Consider the following 14,153-nt stretch of genomic DNA (forward strand, 5'->3'; position numbering starts at 1 on the left):
CGGCGCGTTCATGGCGATCGACCCGGTGACTTTCCCATTCGCCGATGAAGACGCGCGATAATCCGCCTCACCTGAGCCACTTCCTTTTCCCTCGATGAGACCTCCGCGCCTCGACCAACTCGACGACCTCGACCGCAACCTCGTTGCGCTGCTGCAGGCGAACGCTCGCGAGAGCGTCGCCAACCTCGCCCGCCAGCTCGGCGTGGCGCGCACCACGGTGATCGCGCGCATCGCGCGGCTCGAACGCAGCAACGTGATCGCCGGGTACAGCGTGCGGCTCGGCCAGGACGTGCTCGACTCGAGCATCGTGGCTTATGTCGGCATCATCATCGCGCCGAAACATGGGCCTGCCGTGCAGAAACGCCTCGGCAAGATGCCCGAGGTGCAACTGCTGTGCGCGGTGAGCGGCGAGTTCGATTACGTTGCGTGGCTGCGCGCCGATTCGCCTGATCGCCTGAACGATCTGCTCGATCAGATCGGCGAACTGGAAGGCGTGGAGCGGACCACGACTTCGATCATTCTGGCGCGCAAGATCGATCGCGGGATGGTGTGAGGGCCGGCTGACGTTTACGCCATTTTTATACTTTTACGACACATTGGCTGATTAGTTTGTCATAACGTCGAACCTCATGGTCATACCGCAGCATTTTGCGCGTATGAACTGTTTTTGCTTCTCCCTAAACTGTTGCTGAAGGGTACAGCCCGCCGGGCGCCGCGCCACGCGCGCAGCGCACTTCCCAAAGCTGGAGACAGCACACAATAATCAGGAGAAGCGCATGAAAGTAGCCATCGTTGGCGCAGGTTTGATCGGTCACACCATCGCCCACATGTTGCGCGAAACCGGCGACTACGACGTCGTCGCATTCGACCGCGACCAGCACGCGCTCGACAAACTCGCCGCCCAGGGCATTCCGACCCACCGCGTGGATTCCGCCGATGCCGCCGCGCTGCGCGCCGCCGTGCAAGGCTTCGACGCGCTCATCAACGCGCTGCCGTATTACCTCGCGGTGAACGTGGCCTCGGCGGCCAAGGGCGCGGGCGTGCATTACTTCGATCTGACGGAAGACGTGCGCGCCACGCATGCGATCCGCGCGATCGCCGACGACGCCGATCACGCTTTCATGCCGCAGTGCGGTCTCGCGCCGGGCTTCATCGGCATCGCCGCGCACGAACTGGCGAACCGCTTCACGGAAATCCGCGACGTCAAGATGCGCGTGGGCGCGCTGCCGGAATTCCCGACCAACGCGCTGAAGTACAACCTGACGTGGAGCGTCGACGGTCTGATCAACGAGTACTGCCAGCCGTGCGAAGCGATTCGCGACAGCCGCACGCAGTGGGTGCAGCCGCTCGAAGGCCTCGAACATTTCTCGCTCGACGGCACCGAATACGAAGCCTTCAACACCTCCGGCGGCCTCGGCACATTGTGCGAGACGCTGTCGGGGCGGGTCGAGTCGCTCGACTACAAGTCGGTGCGCTATCCGGGCCACCGCAACCTGATGCAATTCCTGCTCGAAGACCTGCGTCTTGCCAGCGACCGCGACACGCTCAAGACCATCATGCGCCGTTCGGTGCCCTCCACGGCGCAAGACGTGGTGCTGGTCTTCATCACGGTGAGCGGCATGCGCGACGGTCAACTGGTGCAGGAAGTCTTCACCCGCAAGATCTTCGCGAAGACGGTGTGCGGCGTGCCGATGAGCGCGATCCAGATCACCACGGCCGGCGCGATGTGCGCGGTGCTCGATCTGTTCCGCGAACAGAAGCTGCCGCAAAAGGGCTTCGTGCGCCAGGAGCAGGTGTCGCTGCGCGACTTCCTCGCGAACCGCTTCGGCCAGTTGTACGAAGGGCGGGCGCTGGAGACGATGGCGACTGTCTGAAGGATCGGCACCGAGGGCCGTGCGACAACGCGGCGACACGCATGAAATGTCTGCCGCGAGCAGCAAAGACGGCTTCGCAGAGAGCCGAGGAAACGCCCCGTTATTCGGGGCGTTTTCGTTTCTATCGACGCCGACGCGACGCCACCCTACACAGGCATAGGCGGCATGAGCGTCGCCGCCCGCGGCTCGCCGACGATGCGCGCGAGCAGGGCTTCATAATCCGATGAGGTAGGCGCGGTATTGTCGAACATCAACAGGTCGTCGCGGATATCGCCGCTCGGCTCGAAACGGCGCTGCCGATATTCGTCCCAGTGCGCGAGTTTGTAGGCGTCGTTCGGATTGGCGCGCTCCAGGATCCGCTGACGCGCGGTCTCTTCCGACGTAAAGACCCACACGACCCGCAACGCCACGTCCGCACCGACTCCGAGCCACGCGCGATCGAACAAACGCCGCTCGCGCACTTCGCGCGAGAGCGGCCCGACGACGATCGCGCTGATGCCGAGTTCGAGATTGTCGCGGGCGGTATCGAGCAGGCCGCGATATTCGGGATCGCGCAGATGCTCGAGGAACAGTGGGCTGTCGCGGTCGTTCGGATCGCCGGTCAGCATGGCCATGGCGGCCGCGCTGTAGCCGCCGTAGAGCGTGTCTTTATCGAGCACGCAGGCGGGCGTGGCGCTCGCTTTCATCAGCGGGCCGTGCAGTTTCTTCGCGAGCGTGGTCTTGCCGGTGCCCGCGTGACCGCAGAAGAAAACCAGATGAGTCACGAAGGCGCGTCCTCGGGCGTGGCGGGTACGGCGCCGGCGCGTTGCGGGTCACGCGTGAACTTGTCGCCGGCCTCCAGCCACATCACGTTGATGATGCCGAAGCCCAACGCCACGCCGATGCCGAGTATCCACGTGAAATACCACATTGCAGTCTCCTTGATCGTATGTCGGACGAGGCCTGACCTGAAGCGTTGCGCATTATCGTTAGAGCGATAGCCAGATGCCTGTGGGCGAAGGTATGCGCTGAAACCGAGGGTAAATCCGCAACGCGGACCTCACATACGATAGCCCACGGAACCGCCCTTTGCAGCGATCATGAAGAAGAACTCGGCGCCGTGCAAGAGGTCGTGGGGTCGGCCGTTCGGCCAGGCTGGCAGAACGGGCGGGCGTTGCTATGATGCATGGCAAAGGTCGGGCAGCAGCAACGGGCAGCAGCAATCAGGATGGCCAGGTATCGTTCTGCATCCCGATCATAAAGAAGACGCCCACAAGCAGGACCATAACCAACAACACGGGAGACCAGCATGCCGACGCGTCCGGACCACCACCGCCAGACCGCGCGCATCGCATTGGCGAAGCTGGGCGCGCTCGCCGCGCTGAGTCTCGGCGTGCTCGCCGGCTGCGCCTCGACACCCGCCGAGCCGGTTCCGTTCAAGCCGGTGCCGGCCGAGCGCATCGTCCAGCCCGGCTACACGGAACCGGGCACGGGGCTCGTCGCCGTGGACGTGCGCCGTGAGCGTTCCCGCGACGTGATCGTCCGGTTTCGCGACGCCCTCGTGTATATCGACGGCGAGCAGGTCACCGATCTGATGAACGGCGAGCACGTGGTCTTCTATCTGAGCCCTGGCGTGCATCGCATCGGCGTGTCGACGCAGTTCGATCCGGTCGTCGAAATGCGCTTCACGGTCACGGCCGATACGCGCTACACGAACCGCGCGTCGGTCACGTTCGGCGACGATCACCGCATCGCGCTGCGCAGGGTCGCGCAATAGAAATGCTCTGCCTTCCGGCGTGGCGAATCGTCGGTCGCGAGGCTTAACAATTCGATACATGGCCTTCGCGCATAGCCCTTAACATGGCGGCTAACGCAAATTCGTTCATGCAGAGCCGTCGCCAGGCTTACGTATCGTAAGCGTTCGGCCGGTCTGTTCCGTTTTCAAGGTAATCCAACATGCTGATCAATTGCGCCGCCTATCAGGACGGCCGGAAGCTGGCAGACATCGACATCGATAGCATCAGCGACTACGTGGCGCGGCCCGAGTGTTTCGTCTGGGTGGCGCTGAAGGACCCGGGCCCGGGCGAGCTGGCCGTGATGAAGCACGAGTTCGGCCTGCACGAACTCGCGATCGAAGATGCGCAGAACGGCCACCAGCGTCCCAAGATCGAGGAGTACGGCGAGTCGCTGTTCGCCGTGATGCACACGGTGGAAATGGACGAAGAGGGCGAACTGCTGATCGGCGAAGTCGACGTGTTCGTCGGCGCCAATTACGTGCTGTCGGTGCGGCGCGGCACCCGCACCGGCTTTCAGAACGTGCGTGCCCGCTGCGAGCGCGAGCCGCAACTGCTCAAGGAAGGCTCGGCGTTCGTGCTGTATGCGCTCGCCGACGACATCGTCGATCGCTATTTCCCGATCATCGAGGCGATGAACAGCGAGATCGAAGCGCTCGAAGACCGCATTTTCGACCGCAACAATTCGGCGGCGTCGCGCGCGATCATTCAGGATCTGTACTCGCTGAAGCGGCGCCTCGTGATCCTGCAGCACCATATCGCACCGCTGCAGGAAGCTATCAGCAAACTGACGGGCGGCCGCATTCCGAGCATCTGCGAAGGCATGCAGGCGTACTTCCGCGATGTCTACGACCACCTCGAGCGGATCGTGAGGATCATCGACGGGCGGCGCGAAATGGTCGTCACCGCCGTGCAGGTCAATCTCGGCATGATTTCGCTGGCCGAGAGCGAGGTGACCAAACGGCTCGGTTCGTTCGCGGCGCTGTTCGCGGTGCCGACCATGATCGCCGGCATCTACGGGATGAATTTCCAGAGCATCCCCGAGCTCCACTACAAGTACGGCTATCCGATCTGTCTTCTGGTCATGCTGAGCGTCGACCTCGTGCTGTACTGGCGCTTCCGCAAGGCCGGCTGGCTCTGATGGCGGGCGGGGTGGCGTTCGTCGGCGCCGCTTCGTGCGTGCACCGCGCGCAATAAAAGTCCAGCATAGGCGGCCCGTCGGCCTGCGATCTTGCGGCCGGCGGTCAATCCGCCACGCACGGACCAAGCGAGGAGCCTTGCCAGACGCCACCTGCCGGCGCGCCAAAACAGCGCGCCGCTTCGATTCGACCGGACGCACAGCATCGTCGCGCAGACTGCGTGCCGATGCACTGCAACACCGCGCATCGTTGACAATCAGAATAGACTGCGCTGAGAATGGGCCTCGCAAACGTTTGCGCACTAATTAAAAATAAGGCTCCGTCGCGAGCCTGACAGACCCTGGAGATATGCATGAGCCAACGCATTCGCCGCCGCATCCTGACGGCCGCCGTCCTCGCTACCGCTACCGCCGCCTTGCCGTTTTCTTCCGCGTACGCGCAGAGCGCGCCCGCGCATAAGCCGAAGGTCGCGCTGGTGATGAAGTCGCTCGCCAACGAGTTCTTCCTCACGATGGAGACCGGCGCGAAGGACTATCAGAAGCACAATCCGTCGCAGTTCGACCTAATCACCAACGGCATCAAGGACGAGACCGATACCGCGAACCAGATCCGCATCGTCGAGCAGATGATCGTCTCGAAGGTCGACGCTATCGTGCTGGCGCCGGCCGACTCGAAGGCGCTGGTGCCGGTCGTCAAGAAAGCGGTGGACGCCGGCATCATCGTCGTGAACATCGACAACCGGCTCGACCCGGACGTGCTCAAGTCGAAAGACCTGAACGTGCCGTTCGTCGGCCCGGATAACCGCAAGGGCGCGCAGAAAGTCGGCGACTACCTGGCGAAGAAGCTGAAGTCGGGCGACGAGGTCGGCATCATCGAAGGCGTGTCGACCACCACCAACGCGCAGCAGCGCACCGCGGGCTTCAAGGACGCGATGCAGACGGTCGGCGCCAAGGTCGTCTCGGTGCAATCGGGCGAATGGGAAATCGACAAGGGCAACGCGGTGGCGTCGGCCATGCTCAACGAGTATCCGAATCTGAAGGCACTCCTCGCCGGCAACGACAACATGGCGATCGGCGCGGTCTCGGCCGTGCGCGCGGCGGGCAAGCAAGGCAAGGTGCTGGTGGTCGGCTACGACAACATCAATGCGATCAAGCCGATGCTCAAGGACGGCCGCGTGCTTGCCACCGCGGATCAGTACGCCGCCAAGCAGGCCGTGTTCGGTATCGACACCGCACTGAAGGCGCTCAGCGGCCACAAGAAGCAGGCGGAACTCTCCGGCGTGGTGGAAACGCCGTGCGATCTGGTCACGAAGTAAGCATCGCCCGGTCAGTGCCGGGGTAAGTCGGGTACGCGGATTTGCGGCGCCGTTTCATGCTTCATGCTCGACCTGCGCTCGCAAACCCGCGTCTATTCAACAAACGCTCAAGAAACCTGCCGCGCCGCCGTTAATTCCAGAGGTAAGCGTCATGACGGTGCCGCGCGACGGGAGGGTGCGTGGCTGTTAGCGCCTGCGCATTCCGCGCATTGGGCCGGCATGACACGGGGCGCAAGGGCCGCAACTTCATACGAGCGAATCGCATGAGGCCGCGGCTGCCGCCCCGGAACCAGGATTGCGATGGATTCAACCGATCACGACGCCGTGCCTGCCGTCCTGTCTGTCAGCGGCATCGGCAAGACCTACGCCGAACCTGTGCTCGCCGACATTTCGCTGTCGCTGCGCGCCGGCGAGGTATTGGCGCTGACGGGCGAGAACGGCGCGGGCAAGAGTACGCTGTCCAAAATCATCGGCGGGCTGGTCGATCCGACCGCCGGCACGATGCAGCTCGGCGGCGTGCCGTACGCGCCGGCGAGCCGCACTCAGGCCGAGGCGCTCGGCGTGCGCATGGTGATGCAGGAGCTGAATCTGCTGCCGACCTTGTCGGTGGCCGAAAACCTGTTTTTGAACCGCTTGCCGCGGGCCGGCGCGTTCAGCTTCGGCTGGATCGACCGGCGCAAGCTGCGCGAAGACGCGCGTCAGGCGATGGCGCAGGTCGGCCTCGACGCGATCGATCCGGACACGCTGGTCGGCGAGCTCGGCATCGGCCATCAGCAGATGGTGGAAATCGCGCGCAATCTGATCGACGACTGCCGCGTGCTGATCCTCGACGAACCGACCGCAATGCTGACCGCGCGCGAAGTCGATCTGCTGTTCGAACAGATCGACCGGCTGAAGGCGCGCGGCGTGGCGCTGATCTACATCTCGCACCGGCTCGAAGAACTCGCGCGGGTGGCCGAGCAGATCGCGGTGCTGCGCGACGGCAGGCTGGTGCATGTCGACGCGATGGCGAACCTGACCAGCGACGAAATCGTCACATGGATGGTCGGCCGGGAGCTCGGTGAGCGGATCGATCTGGGCGTGCGCAACATCGGCGCGCCGTTGTTGAAAGTGGACCGGCTCGCGCGCGGCAAGGTGGTCCGCGAGGTGTCGTTCGAAGTGCGCGCGGGCGAGATTTTCGGCATCAGCGGGCTGATCGGCGCGGGCCGCACGGAGTTGATGCGGCTGATTTACGGCGCGGATCCGAAGGATAGCGGCACCGTTTCGCTGGCGGCAACGCCGGGCGCGCCACCCACGCCGGTGCAGATCGCGTCGCCCTCGGACGCGGTGCGCGCGGGCATCGCGCTGATCACCGAGGACCGTAAAGGCGAAGGCTTACTGCTGCCGCAGCCGATCGCGGCTAACGTGTCGCTCGGCAATATCGGCAGCGTGGCGCGGCACGGCATCGTGGATGCGAAGCGCGAGAACGCGCTGGCGCAGACGCAGATCGCGGCGATGCGGATTCGCACTTCCGGGCCGGGGCAGATTGTCGGCGAGCTGTCGGGCGGCAACCAGCAGAAGGTCGTGATCGGCCGCTGGCTGGCGCGCGACTGCCGCGTGCTGTTATTCGACGAACCTACGCGCGGCATCGACGTCGGCGCGAAGTTCGATATTTATGGCCTGATGGGTGCGCTGGCCCGTGAAGGGCGCGCGCTCGTCGTGGTGTCGAGCGACCTGCGTGAGCTCATGCTGATCTGCGACCGGATCGGCGTGATGTCCGCGGGCAGCATGACCGGTGTATTCGAGCGCGATAACTGGTCGCAGGATGCGTTGCTGGCCGCGGCTTTTGCCGGCTACCGCAGCCGCGAAGCGTTGCTGCACGATGTCCCGGACACCAGCAAAGCAGGGAGTGTGTCATGAGCGAGCAACCGTTGCGGAAAGCATCGGGCGACAAGCCGGGTACGGCGAGCGGCACGGGCACCGTGACCCCGCCGGCCGATCCATCGGCGCCGCTCGCGAGCGGCAAACCGGCCGGCACGCGCTTGGGCTTTTCGAATTACCTCGGGCTCGCCGGCGCGTTGCTCGGGATGATCGTGCTGTTCTCGCTGCTGAGTTCGCACTTTCTGACCTACGACACATTCAGCACGATCGCCAACCAGATTCCGGATCTGGTGGTGATGTCGGTGGGGATGACCTTCGTGCTGATCATCGCCGGGATCGATCTGTCGGTGGGATCGGTGCTGGCGCTGGGTGCGTCGGTGGTGAGCGTGGCGGCGTTGAAGTGGGGCTGGGGCGCGTTGCCGTCGGCGCTGCTCGGCGTCGCCGCGGCCGCGCTGACCGGCACCATCACCGGCGCGGTGACGGTGGGCTGGCGGATTCCGTCGTTCATCGTCTCGCTCGGCGTGCTGGAAGCGGCGCGCGGCATGGCGTATCAGATGACGAATTCGCGCACCGCCTATATCGGCGACGCGTTCGACTTCCTGTCCAACCCGATCGCGCTCGGCATCTCGCCGGCGTTCCTGATCGCGGTGGCGGTGATGGTGATCGCGCAACTGGTGCTCACGCGCACGGTGTTCGGCCGCTATCTGGTCGGCATCGGCACCAACGAGGAAGCGGTGCGGCTCGCGGGCGTCAATCCGCGGCCGTACAAGGTGATCGTGTTCGCGCTGATGGGCGCGCTCTCGGGGCTGGCCGCGCTGTTCCAGATTTCGCGTCTGGAAGCGGCCGACCCGAACGCGGGCCAGGGCGTGGAACTGCAGGTGATCGCGGCCGTGGTGATCGGCGGCACCAGCCTGATGGGCGGGCGCGGTTCGGTGATCAGCACTTTTTTCGGCGTGTTGATCATTTCCGTGCTGGCGGCCGGCCTCGCGCAGATCGGCGCGAACGAGCCGACCAAGCGGATGATCACCGGCGCGGTGATCGTGGTGGCGGTGGTGCTGGATACGTATCGCAGCCGCCGCAAGCGGGCCTGACCGATGAAGGTCACCGCAAGCCGGCAGAGTAACGCAAGCGAGGCAGTCGCAGACTCATAAGCGGTAAAGCGTAAGAATTCTTGGGTTGGGTCGGTCTTCGATGAGGACGTCCGGTGGGTCGCCAGGTGGCGCGGCCGGCGGGTAAAACAGGCGGGAGAGCAACAGGTTATGGCGACGATCAAGGATGTAGCGGCTGCGGCAGGCGTGTCGTTCACGACGGTATCGCACGTGGTGAACAACTCCCGGCCGGTGTCGGCGGACGTGCGCGCGAAGGTCGAGCACGCGATCCGTCAGCTCCACTATGTTCCGTCGGCGGTGGCCCGCTCGCTGAAGGCTCGGGCCACGGCGACCATCGGGCTGGTCGTGCCGAACGCCACCAACCCGTATTTCGCGGAATTGGCGCGCGGCATCGAGGACGGTTGTTCGCGCAACGGCTACTGCGTGTTCTTCTGCAATTCCGACGACGATCCGGCCAAGCAGCGTAACTATCTGCGCGTGCTGCAGGAAAAGCGCATCGACGGTCTGATCGTCGCGTCCGCCGGCGACGACGCCGTGCTCGCGCAGACGCTCGCCAATTCGCACGAGCCGCTGGTTATTCTGGATCGCAACATCGAAGGGCTGAACGCGGATCTGGTGCAGATCGACCACGAGAAGGGCGGCTATCTGGCCACCCGGCATCTGCTCGAACTGGGGCATGTAAGGATCGGCTGCATCACCGGGCCGGTTCAGACGGCGGTCAGCGCGATGCGCGTGCACGGCTTTATCCGCGCGATGACAGAGCGCGGCATCGAGATTCCGCCCGACGCGATCGTGGAAAGCGATTTTTCGGGCACCGGCGGCCACCGTGCGGCCGCGCAACTGTTCGACACGGTCAGGCCAACGGCGATTTTTGCCGGCAACGACATGATGGGCATCGGCGCGCTGCGCGCCGCCGCGGAACGCAATATCAGCGTGCCGCGCGATTGCTCGATCATCGGTTTCGACGATATCGAACTGGGGCGTTTCACCTATCCGGCGCTCTCGACCGTCGGGCAGTCGGTGCGCGCGCTCGGCGATATGGCCGCGCAGACGCTGATCGAACGGATTGCCGGGACCTCGTCGGGCACGCCGCGCGCGCCGGGCCGCCGGCGCGTGGTGTCGCCGCGGTTGATCGTGCGTGAATCCACCGCCGCCTGGGCTGGCTCGGCCAAGCGCGATCTGGCCGCCTGACCGGATACGATGCGCGGATTTCGAACGCGCATTTGCGGGTAGCGGAGCGGTGCTCGCGCGGGCGATTCATTCGGCTAACACGTCGCCTTCGATTTTCACCCGCAGCGGGCCGCTGAACACCTCGGCGGTCCTGTTTGCGTTCTTTGCTGCTGTGCTGAAATAGTGCGCATGTCCTGGCACTGAGCAGCACTCCGGCGCTGGCGCTTGTCGCACGAGGAAAGCGAGTCGCTCGGATTGAACCTTGCGGCGCTCGCTATCGTCGCGCGGGTCGCGCGGAATCCAGCACCTGCGACAAGACGCCGCCAGCACATTGCCAGCCGCCGCAACGGCGTGGCATCTCTCACAGCCGACCCTAAGCCACCGCCGCTCCCGTTCAACATCAACGGCCTGCCGACTGGCACTCTGTCAGCCTCTTGCAATTTATTCCATTGCTTACAGCGCCTTTCTTCCTACCATATAAATCCTTCAAGTACGCGGTCCCCATGCCGTAAACAGAACTATTAGAGCGCGCCATCAAAAACGCGCCACGACGCAGACGCCACACGCCAAACCGCGCTGCGGACGCAGCTCTCATTTTGTTAAGCACAGGAACAAGCATGTTGAACAAGGGCATTACGATCAAGGCGCGGATTGGCCTCACGATGGCTTTTCTCGCCGCGCTGCTCGTCGCCATCGGCGTATTCGGTCTGTTCGGCATGAGCCGTTCGAATGACGCCTATAAGGACACGTTCACCAACGCCATGCCGAGCGCGGTCGATATCGGCAACGCCGAGCTTTTCGCCGCGCGCGAGCGGCTCGCGCTCGATCGCGCGGCGTTCATGATCGGCACGCCGGAAGCGGCGCCGACGCTCGAGCGCGCGCGCAGCATGCGCGCCACGTCCGACATGTGGTGGAAGAAATACATGGACCTGGCGCGCGATGCGGATGAAGACCGCCTCGCGCAAGACGTTGTCTCCAAACGTGAGGCGCTGCATCAACAGATGGACGCCTTCGCGACGATCGTCGCCGCGAACGAGCCGCCCAAACTGGTCGATGGCGCCAAGCGTCTGCAAGCCGCCTACAACGACCTCGCCAATTCCGACGATGCGCTGCGCAAGTACCAGTTCACGTCGGCGAGAGAGGGTTACGACTCCGCGCAAAGCAGCTTCGGCGTGTTCCGCCTGGTTAGCACAAGCGCCTTGCTGATCGGCGTGCTGGCGGCGGTGATCTCGTACCTGACGCTGAGCCGCGCGATCGCCCGGCCACTCGATGCCGCCCTCGGCCATTTCGACGCGATTGCGGCGGGCGATCTGCGCCGCCCGGTCGTCGTGACTTCGCGCGACGAAATGGGGCAGTTGCTCGACGGCATCGCCAAAATGCAGCGCAGCCTCACCGAAACGGTGCGTACCGTGCGCAGCGGCAGTGAATCGATTGCGACGGCTACGCGCCAGATCGCGGCCGGCAATATCGACCTGTCCTCGCGTACCGAAGAGCAGGCGTCGGCGCTGCAGGAAACCGCGTCGAGCATGGAAGAGCTGACCGGCACGGTCAAGCAGAACGCCGACAACGCCCGCCAGGCGAGTTCGCTGGCGGCCAATGCGTCGGAGATCGCCAACAAGGGCAGCGCGGTGGTCGGCCAGGTGGTCGGCACGATGGGCGACATCAACCAAAGCTCGGCCAGGATCGCCGACATCATTTCGATCATTGAAGGGATTGCGTTCCAGACCAACATCCTCGCCCTGAATGCGGCCGTGGAAGCGGCGCGGGCCGGTGAGGAAGGGCGCGGCTTCGCGGTCGTGGCCGGTGAAGTGCGCAGCCTCGCGCAGCGTTCGTCGGCGGCGGCGAAGGAAATCAAGGAGCTGATCGATACGTCGGTGGAGCGCGTGCAGTCGGGCTCGGCGCTGGTCGACGAAGCCGGCCGCACCATGACCGAGATCATCGGCGCGGTGCAGCGCGTGACCGACATCATGGGCGAAATCGCCGCGGCCTCGGAAGAGCAGAGCAGCGGCATCGATCAGGTGGCGCGCGCCGTCACGCAGATGGACGAAGTCACGCAGCAGAACGCCGCGCTGGTCGAAGAAGCGGCGGCTGCGGCTTCTTCGCTCGAAGACCAGGCCGGCAAACTGCGTACCGCGGTGGCCGTGTTCCAACTCGAGGAAAGCGGTTACAAGGCGCCCGTGAGTACGCCGCCCAAGCGCGCGTCGACACCGCTGCGTTCGGTGGTCGCACGCAAGGTCTCGCACGCTCGCGCTGCACAAGCCGCGCCGCACGCCGCGATTGCAGCGAAAGCACCGGCCGCGGCGGCGCAGCCCGCTGCCGCAACGACACGCGCGCCGGCTAAAGCGACCGCTAGTGCGGGCAGCGATCAGGATTGGGAAACGTTCTGAGCGCAAGGCGTTCGCAACATTCATTCCCGGCGCCGCAGCCAATCCCATTAGATGGGTAGGTGCTGTGAAAGAAGACACCGCCTCGCTTCAAAAGACCGCGATTGCACGGGCATTCGCGGTCTTTTTTTATGGTGTGCGCATTAAGTAACGTTTGCGGCATCAGTCGGCACCCTGGCGAGCGCCATGATCCGGTACATTGACGGACGCACCGAAGCAACTGTGCCTGGTGAACGCTGCCCGGCATGGTGTGCGGCAGGCGCCGCTGGCACTTAGTCCGCGCGCGTGCTTGCGCCGCCTTCGACCGCCGCAATGCATGGCCTAACGCATGGCCCGACGCATGGCCACCCCCCCACCAGCACGCCGCCACAACCAACCGCTCAATGCGCCAGCCACAAAGGACCGACATGACGCCATACGACCTCGCGAACCGCCTCGTCGAAGCACGCCGGCAGCATCGCCCGATCGATGCGCCCGCACCCGACAGCCTGCCGCCCGATGCGGCCACCGCATACGCGATCCAGCAGGCGGTCATCGCAGGTCTCGGCGACTCGACCGGCGCCTGGAAGATCGGCGCCAAAGCGCCGGGCGGCGCTGCCGCGGGCGCGCCGATTCCGACCTCGCTGGTGCTGCGATCGCCGGCGCGCGTCGCGCATGACGGCTTCTTCAGGGTGCTGGTCGAGCTGGAAATCGCCTTCCGTTTCGCCGAGGCCATCGAACCGCGCGGCCGGGCCTATGCGCGCGACGAGGTGCTCGCGAAGGTCGGCGTCGTCTTGCCGGCGATCGAGATCGTCGACAGCCGCTTCACCGAGTGGCCGAATGTCGCGCCGCTCGCGCAGCTCGCCGATGCCCAGAACAACGGCGCGTTGATCACGGGGCACCCGGTCGCTTATGCCGGGCTCGCGCGCGGCTTCGACTTCGTGTCGCCCGAACTGGAACTGAGCCTGGACGGCGCTTCGCTGCTACCCGAAGCCACCGGCAATCCGGCCGGCGACCCGCGCGAACTGCTGGTGTGGTTCGTCAACCATTGCGCCGCCATGGGCATTACGATCGAGCCCGAGTGGACTATCACCACCGGTTCGTACGTCGGCGCACACAGGCTGGACCAGGCGGGCGTCGTGCGCGGCCACATCGACGGCCTTGGGGAAGTGGAGATTGAACTGACCTGAAAGAGCCGCGCTCGCAACAACGCGCTTGTAACAGCACATTACGAAGCTTCATCAAAACGGCTGCCTGAGGGTGGCCGTTTTACATTCCCGTGCATCTGTGACTGCGGCTCTGCCGTATACACCTATTGAAGCGATACATGGCGAGGTCGTCATCCAGTTATACACGTGGCTAACCATGCTCACGACGCGGTTAATGCGCACACTTCCCGCACGGCGATTCATGACACGCCATGTAAATGACGCGGAACAAAACCGTTCATGAGTTGACGAACCGCATGAAGCTGCACGGACTTTGCTTAAGCGTGAGACGGCGCGAGAGACGCACATGAAGCGCGCATGAACATGTAACAGGCCTGTGTCG

At 64.5% G+C, this 14,153-nt stretch carries 12 protein-coding genes; 10 read left to right on the forward strand and 2 right to left on the reverse strand.

The window, feature by feature from the left end:
- The first annotated feature begins 94 nt into the window (after positions 1-94).
- Both PQR54_RS23005 and PQR54_RS23010 read left to right on the forward strand, forming a co-directional pair.
- The gene (locus PQR54_RS23005; RefSeq protein ID WP_012433266.1) at positions 95-553 is read left to right on the forward strand and encodes an Lrp/AsnC family transcriptional regulator; all 459 of its coding nucleotides are present in this window, start codon (positions 95-97) and stop codon (positions 551-553) included.
- Positions 554-776: 223 nt separating this feature from the next.
- The gene (locus tag PQR54_RS23010; RefSeq protein ID WP_408249642.1) at positions 777-1,874 is read left to right on the forward strand and encodes a saccharopine dehydrogenase family protein; all 1,098 of its coding nucleotides are present in this window, start codon (positions 777-779) and stop codon (positions 1,872-1,874) included.
- Positions 1,875-2,020: 146 nt separating this feature from the next.
- Here PQR54_RS23010 and PQR54_RS23015 read toward each other — a convergent pair whose 3' ends face one another.
- Complete coding sequence (locus tag PQR54_RS23015; protein WP_408249644.1) at positions 2,021-2,638, reverse strand: P-loop nucleotide/nucleoside kinase family protein; 618 nt, start codon at positions 2,636-2,638, stop codon at positions 2,021-2,023.
- Positions 2,635-2,784: a cytochrome bd-I oxidase subunit CydX gene (gene cydX, locus PQR54_RS23020; RefSeq protein ID WP_106313749.1), complete on the reverse strand. Its 150-nt coding sequence runs from the start codon at positions 2,782-2,784 to the stop codon at positions 2,635-2,637. Before cydX ends, PQR54_RS23015 begins: the two co-directional genes overlap by 4 nt.
- A gap of 378 nt (positions 2,785-3,162) precedes the next feature.
- Between cydX and PQR54_RS23025 the strand changes: the two genes are divergently transcribed.
- The 8 genes from PQR54_RS23025 (at position 3,163) to PQR54_RS23060 (ending at position 13,792) form a co-directional block, all read left to right on the forward strand.
- Positions 3,163-3,630 (forward strand): hypothetical protein, encoded by a 468-nt coding sequence (locus PQR54_RS23025; protein WP_408249646.1) that lies wholly within the window; start codon positions 3,163-3,165, stop codon positions 3,628-3,630.
- 179 nt (positions 3,631-3,809) lie between these two features.
- Positions 3,810-4,787: a magnesium/cobalt transporter CorA gene (gene corA / locus PQR54_RS23030; protein ID WP_408249648.1), complete on the forward strand. Its 978-nt coding sequence runs from the start codon at positions 3,810-3,812 to the stop codon at positions 4,785-4,787.
- A gap of 350 nt (positions 4,788-5,137) precedes the next feature.
- Positions 5,138-6,100, forward strand: a complete 963-nt coding sequence (locus tag PQR54_RS23035; protein ID WP_408249650.1) for a sugar ABC transporter substrate-binding protein — start codon at positions 5,138-5,140, stop codon at positions 6,098-6,100.
- A gap of 300 nt (positions 6,101-6,400) precedes the next feature.
- Positions 6,401-7,999: a sugar ABC transporter ATP-binding protein gene (locus tag PQR54_RS23040; RefSeq protein WP_408249652.1), complete on the forward strand. Its 1,599-nt coding sequence runs from the start codon at positions 6,401-6,403 to the stop codon at positions 7,997-7,999.
- Positions 7,996-9,051: an ABC transporter permease gene (locus PQR54_RS23045; protein WP_408249654.1), complete on the forward strand. Its 1,056-nt coding sequence runs from the start codon at positions 7,996-7,998 to the stop codon at positions 9,049-9,051. Before PQR54_RS23040 ends, PQR54_RS23045 begins: the two co-directional genes overlap by 4 nt.
- 168 nt (positions 9,052-9,219) lie before the next feature.
- Positions 9,220-10,260 carry a LacI family DNA-binding transcriptional regulator gene (locus PQR54_RS23050; protein WP_408249656.1) on the forward strand — a complete coding sequence of 347 codons (1,041 nt, stop codon included), beginning with the start codon at positions 9,220-9,222 and terminating at the stop codon, positions 10,258-10,260.
- Positions 10,261-10,856: 596 nt separating this feature from the next.
- On the forward strand, positions 10,857-12,626 hold the full coding sequence (locus tag PQR54_RS23055) for a methyl-accepting chemotaxis protein (RefSeq protein WP_408249658.1): 1,770 nt from the start codon (positions 10,857-10,859) through the stop codon (positions 12,624-12,626).
- Between the two features lie 404 nt (positions 12,627-13,030).
- The gene (locus tag PQR54_RS23060; RefSeq protein ID WP_408249660.1) at positions 13,031-13,792 is read left to right on the forward strand and encodes a 2-keto-4-pentenoate hydratase; all 762 of its coding nucleotides are present in this window, start codon (positions 13,031-13,033) and stop codon (positions 13,790-13,792) included.
- Positions 13,793-14,153 lie beyond the last annotated feature (361 nt).

Source organism: Paraburkholderia phytofirmans, assembly GCF_046028095.1.
GTDB classification, from domain to species: domain Bacteria; phylum Pseudomonadota; class Gammaproteobacteria; order Burkholderiales; family Burkholderiaceae; genus Paraburkholderia; species Paraburkholderia phytofirmans_A.

Coding starts and splice junctions, on each gene's coding strand:
- corA (WP_408249648.1), top strand. CDS start 3,810: ATGCTGATCAATTGCGCCGCCTATCAGGACGGCCGGAAGCTGGCAGAC.
- PQR54_RS23035 (WP_408249650.1), top strand. CDS start 5,138: ATGAGCCAACGCATTCGCCGCCGCATCCTGACGGCCGCCGTCCTCGCT.
- PQR54_RS23040 (WP_408249652.1), top strand. CDS start 6,401: ATGGATTCAACCGATCACGACGCCGTGCCTGCCGTCCTGTCTGTCAGC.
- PQR54_RS23060 (WP_408249660.1), top strand. CDS start 13,031: ATGACGCCATACGACCTCGCGAACCGCCTCGTCGAAGCACGCCGGCAG.
- PQR54_RS23025 (WP_408249646.1), top strand. CDS start 3,163: ATGCCGACGCGTCCGGACCACCACCGCCAGACCGCGCGCATCGCATTG.
- PQR54_RS23005 (WP_012433266.1), top strand. CDS start 95: ATGAGACCTCCGCGCCTCGACCAACTCGACGACCTCGACCGCAACCTC.
- PQR54_RS23050 (WP_408249656.1), top strand. CDS start 9,220: ATGGCGACGATCAAGGATGTAGCGGCTGCGGCAGGCGTGTCGTTCACG.
- PQR54_RS23055 (WP_408249658.1), top strand. CDS start 10,857: ATGTTGAACAAGGGCATTACGATCAAGGCGCGGATTGGCCTCACGATG.
- cydX (WP_106313749.1), bottom strand. CDS start 2,784: ATGTGGTATTTCACGTGGATACTCGGCATCGGCGTGGCGTTGGGCTTC.
- PQR54_RS23045 (WP_408249654.1), top strand. CDS start 7,996: ATGAGCGAGCAACCGTTGCGGAAAGCATCGGGCGACAAGCCGGGTACG.
- PQR54_RS23010 (WP_408249642.1), top strand. CDS start 777: ATGAAAGTAGCCATCGTTGGCGCAGGTTTGATCGGTCACACCATCGCC.